Source organism: Burkholderia sp. Ac-20384 (assembly GCF_017104605.1).
GTDB lineage: Bacteria > Pseudomonadota > Gammaproteobacteria > Burkholderiales > Burkholderiaceae > Burkholderia > Burkholderia lata.
On record NZ_JAAGPE010000449.1, the window covers coordinates 1 to 5496 of the forward strand.

The window sequence follows — 5496 nt, forward strand, 5'->3', positions numbered from 1 at the left end:
AAAAAAGTTGTTGACGAAATGCGAAACACGGTTCATAATCTCGCTTCTCTGCTGCTGAAAACGCAGCGCTGCTGAGAAACACGAAGTTCCTCGCAGAAACGCTCTTTAAAAATTAACAGCCGATAAGTGTGGGCGCTTGATGGAAGCGAGCTGATCCTCGGATCAGATAGCGAAAGTATCAAGAGTCTCACACTAAAGTAAGTCAGGTTTATGAAGCAATTCATATTCCTGTCAGCTTTGAGTGAGCGACCGGTTCTTAACTGAACCGAAAACAGTAACAGGTTTAAACTGAAGAGTTTGATCCTGGCTCAGATTGAACGCTGGCGGCATGCCTTACACATGCAAGTCGAACGGCAGCACGGGTGCTTGCACCTGGTGGCGAGTGGCGAACGGGTGAGTAATACATCGGAACATGTCCTGTAGTGGGGGATAGCCCGGCGAAAGCCGGATTAATACCGCATACGATCTACGGATGAAAGCGGGGGACCTTCGGGCCTCGCGCTATAGGGTTGGCCGATGGCTGATTAGCTAGTTGGTGGGGTAAAGGCCTACCAAGGCGACGATCAGTAGCTGGTCTGAGAGGACGACCAGCCACACTGGGACTGAGACACGGCCCAGACTCCTACGGGAGGCAGCAGTGGGGAATTTTGGACAATGGGCGAAAGCCTGATCCAGCAATGCCGCGTGTGTGAAGAAGGCCTTCGGGTTGTAAAGCACTTTTGTCCGGAAAGAAATCCTTGGCCCTAATACGGTCGGGGGATGACGGTACCGGAAGAATAAGCACCGGCTAACTACGTGCCAGCAGCCGCGGTAATACGTAGGGTGCGAGCGTTAATCGGAATTACTGGGCGTAAAGCGTGCGCAGGCGGTTTGCTAAGACCGATGTGAAATCCCCGGGCTCAACCTGGGAACTGCATTGGTGACTGGCAGGCTAGAGTATGGCAGAGGGGGGTAGAATTCCACGTGTAGCAGTGAAATGCGTAGAGATGTGGAGGAATACCGATGGCGAAGGCAGCCCCCTGGGCCAATACTGACGCTCATGCACGAAAGCGTGGGGAGCAAACAGGATTAGATACCCTGGTAGTCCACGCCCTAAACGATGTCAACTAGTTGTTGGGGATTCATTTCCTTAGTAACGTAGCTAACGCGTGAAGTTGACCGCCTGGGGAGTACGGTCGCAAGATTAAAACTCAAAGGAATTGACGGGGACCCGCACAAGCGGTGGATGATGTGGATTAATTCGATGCAACGCGAAAAACCTTACCTACCCTTGACATGGTCGGAATCCCGCTGAGAGGTGGGAGTGCTCGAAAGAGAACCGGCGCACAGGTGCTGCATGGCTGTCGTCAGCTCGTGTCGTGAGATGTTGGGTTAAGTCCCGCAACGAGCGCAACCCTTGTCCTTAGTTGCTACGCAAGAGCACTCTAAGGAGACTGCCGGTGACAAACCGGAGGAAGGTGGGGATGACGTCAAGTCCTCATGGCCCTTATGGGTAGGGCTTCACACGTCATACAATGGTCGGAACAGAGGGTTGCCAACCCGCGAGGGGGAGCTAATCCCAGAAAACCGATCGTAGTCCGGATTGCACTCTGCAACTCGAGTGCATGAAGCTGGAATCGCTAGTAATCGCGGATCAGCATGCCGCGGTGAATACGTTCCCGGGTCTTGTACACACCGCCCGTCACACCATGGGAGTGGGTTTTACCAGAAGTGGCTAGTCTAACCGCAAGGAGGACGGTCACCACGGTAGGATTCATGACTGGGGTGAAGTCGTAACAAGGTAGCCGTATCGGAAGGTGCGGCTGGATCACCTCCTTTCCAGAGCTATCTCGCAAAGTTGAGCGCTCACGCTTATCGGCTGTAAATTTAAAGACAGACTCAGGGGTCTGTAGCTCAGTCGGTTAGAGCACCGTCTTGATAAGGCGGGGGTCGTTGGTTCGAATCCAACCAGACCCACCACCGTCTTGACTGGCGGTACACCCTGAGGAATATCTGTACATGGGGGCATAGCTCAGCTGGGAGAGCACCTGCTTTGCAAGCAGGGGGTCGTCGGTTCGATCCCGTCTGCCTCCACCAATCACCAACGCTAAGGGCTTGGTTCAGACGCTGAACCGAGAATTTTGCATTGGCGATTGAGCCAGTCAGATGATATGAGTAAAACCATATCGGCTGTCGTTCTTTAACAATCTGGAAGAAGTAAGTAATTTGGATAGCGGAAGCGTCTATGAGATGGACGTGAAAACTATCCGGGTTGTGATTGTATCGATGTATCTCAAGATGATTCGAACTCTATGTTTGACTCAATTGGAATACGGCACAACGCGAGAACTCAACCTGTAACGAGACAGACTCGTTATAGGGTCAAGCGAACAAGTGCATGTGGTGGATGCCTTGGCGATCACAGGCGATGAAGGACGCGGTAGCCTGCGAAAAGCTACGGGGAGCTGGCAAACAAGCTTTGATCCGTAGATGTCCGAATGGGGAAACCCACTCCTTTTGGAGTATCCATGGCTGAATACATAGGCCATGCGAAGCGAACGCGGTGAACTGAAACATCTAAGTAACCGCAGGAAAAGAAATCAACCGAGATTCCCAAAGTAGTGGCGAGCGAAATGGGATGAGCCTTGCACTCTTTATTTGTATTGTTAGCCGAACGCTCTGGAAAGTGCGGCCATAGCAGGTGATAGCCCTGTAGGCGAAAACAGTATGAAAGAACTAGGTGTGCGACAAGTAGGGCGGGACACGTGAAATCCTGTCTGAAGATGGGGGGACCATCCTCCAAGGCTAAATACTCGTGATCGACCGATAGTGAACCAGTACCGTGAGGGAAAGGCGAAAAGAACCCCGGGAGGGGAGTGAAATAGATCCTGAAACCGCATGCATACAAACAGTCGGAGCCTCGTAAGGGGTGACGGCGTACCTTTTGTATAATGGGTCAGCGACTTACGTTCAGTAGCAAGCTTAACCGTATAGGGCAGGCGTAGCGAAAGCGAGTCCGAATAGGGCGTTCAGTTGCTGGGCGTAGACCCGAAACCAAGTGATCTATCCATGGCCAGGATGAAGGTGCGGTAACACGTACTGGAGGTCCGAACCCACTAACGTTGAAAAGTTAGGGGATGAGCTGTGGATAGGGGTGAAAGGCTAAACAAACTTGGAAATAGCTGGTTCTCTCCGAAAACTATTTAGGTAGTGCCTCGTGTCTCACCTTCGGGGGTAGAGCACTGTCATGGTTGGGGGGTCTATTGCAGATTACCCCGCCATAGCAAACTCCGAATACCGAAGAGTGCAATCACGGGAGACAGACATCGGGTGCTAACGTCCGGTGTCAAGAGGGAAACAACCCAGACCGCCAGCTAAGGTCCCCAAATATAGCTAAGTGGGAAACGAAGTGGGAAGGCTAAAACAGTCAGGAGGTTGGCTTAGAAGCAGCCACCCTTTAAAGAAAGCGTAATAGCTCACTGATCGAGTCGTCCTGCGCGGAAGATGTAACGGGGCTAAGCTATATACCGAAGCTGCGGATGCGTGCTTTGCACGCATGGTAGGAGAGCGTTCTGTAAGCCTGCGAAGGTGTCTCGGAAGGGATGCTGGAGGTATCAGAAGTGCGAATGCTGACATGAGTAGCGATAAAGGGGGTGAAAGGCCCCCTCGCCGTAAGCCCAAGGTTTCCTACGCAACGTTCATCGGCGTAGGGTGAGTCGGCCCCTAAGGCGAGGCAGAAATGCGTAGCTGATGGGAAGCAGGTCAATATTCCTGCACCATTGTTAGATGCGATGGGGGGACGGATCGCGGAAGGTTGTCCGGGTGTTGGAAGTCCCGGTCGCTGCATTGGAGAAGGCGCTTAGGCAAATCCGGGCGCGGAATTCAAGGGTGTGGCGCGAGCTCCTTAGGGAGCGAAGCAATTGGAAGTGGTTCCAAGAAAAGCCTCTAAGCTTCAGTCTAACGATGACCGTACCGCAAACCGACACAGGTGGGCGAGATGAGTATTCTAAGGCGCTTGAGAGAACTCGGGAGAAGGAACTCGGCAAATTGGTACCGTAACTTCGGGATAAGGTACGCCCTTGTAGCTTGATGCCCCTGCGGGCAAAGGGTGAAGGGGTTGCAATAAACTGGTGGCTGCGACTGTTTAATAAAAACACAGCACTCTGCAAACACGAAAGTGGACGTATAGGGTGTGACGCCTGCCCGGTGCCGGAAGATTAAATGATGGGGTGCAAGCTCTTGATTGAAGTCCCGGTAAACGGCGGCCGTAACTATAACGGTCCTAAGGTAGCGAAATTCCTTGTCGGGTAAGTTCCGACCTGCACGAATGGCGTAACGATGGCCACACTGTCTCCTCCCGAGACTCAGCGAAGTTGAAGTGTTTGTGATGATGCAATCTACCCGCGGCTAGACGGAAAGACCCCATGAACCTTTACTGTAGCTTTGCATTGGACTTTGAACCGATCTGTGTAGGATAGGTGGGAGGCTATGAAACCGGAACGCTAGTTTCGGTGGAGCCGTCCTTGAAATACCACCCTGGTTTGTTTGAGGTTCTAACCTTGGCCCGTGATCCGGGTCGGGGACAGTGCATGGTAGGCAGTTTGACTGGGGCGGTCTCCTCCCAAAGCGTAACGGAGGAGTACGAAGGTACGCTAGGTACGGTCGGAAATCGTGCTGATAGTGCAATGGCATAAGCGTGCTTAACTGCGAGACCGACAAGTCGAGCAGGTGCGAAAGCAGGTCATAGTGATCCGGTGGTTCTGTATGGAAGGGCCATCGCTCAACGGATAAAAGGTACTCTGGGGATAACAGGCTGATACCGCCCAAGAGTTCATATCGACGGCGGTGTTTGGCACCTCGATGTCGGCTCATCTCATCCTGGGGCTGTAGCCGGTCCCAAGGGTATGGCTGTTCGCCATTTAAAGAGGTACGTGAGCTGGGTTTAAAACGTCGTGAGACAGTTTGGTCCCTATCTGCCGTGGGCGTTGGATATTTGAAGGGGGCTGCTCCTAGTACGAGAGGACCGGAGTGGACGAACCTCTGGTGTACCGGTTGTCACGCCAGTGGCATCGCCGGGTAGCTATGTTCGGAAGAGATAACCGCTGAAAGCATCTAAGCGGGAAACTCGCCTTAAGATGAGATATCCCTGGGGACTAGATCCCCTTGAAGGGTCGTTCGAGACCAGGACGTTGATAGGTCAGGTGTGTAAGCGCAGTAATGCGTTCAGCTAACTGATACTAATTGCCCGTAAGGCTTGATCCTATAACAAGTCTGTCTCGCGCTGAACACAGCGCGTCGGACTGGTTGATTCTCGTGTGTGATACACACAACTCAAAATTACTGCTTCTTCCAAGATTGGTTGTGCTGCGAAGCCAGCACAACAACCCTCTTTGCCTGATGACCATAGCGAGTCGGTCCCACCCCTTCCCATCCCGAACAGGACCGTGAAACGACTCTACGCCGATGATAGTGCGGATTCCCGTGTGAAAGTAGGTAATCGTCAGGCTCCCTAAGCCA

Annotated in this window: 2 tRNA genes and 3 rRNA genes; all 5 read left to right on the forward strand. The window is 52.7% G+C overall.

The features are described 5' to 3' along the window. Positions 1–285: 285 nt before the first annotated feature. Positions 286–1818: ribosomal RNA gene (locus G3O00_RS39450) — 16S ribosomal RNA — on the forward strand. Positions 1819–1882: 64 nt separating this feature from the next. Further along, a tRNA-Ile gene (locus G3O00_RS39455) sits at positions 1883–1959 on the forward strand. Between the two features lie 41 nt (positions 1960–2000). Next, a tRNA-Ala gene (locus G3O00_RS39460) sits at positions 2001–2076 on the forward strand. 283 nt (positions 2077–2359) lie between these two features. Further along, a 23S ribosomal RNA gene (locus G3O00_RS39465) occupies positions 2360–5241 on the forward strand. Positions 5242–5372: 131 nt separating this feature from the next. Further along, positions 5373–5485: ribosomal RNA gene (gene rrf / locus G3O00_RS39470) — 5S ribosomal RNA — on the forward strand. The 16S, 23S and 5S rRNA genes sit together here with 2 tRNA genes alongside, the layout of an rRNA operon. Positions 5486–5496: the final 11 nt, after the last annotated feature.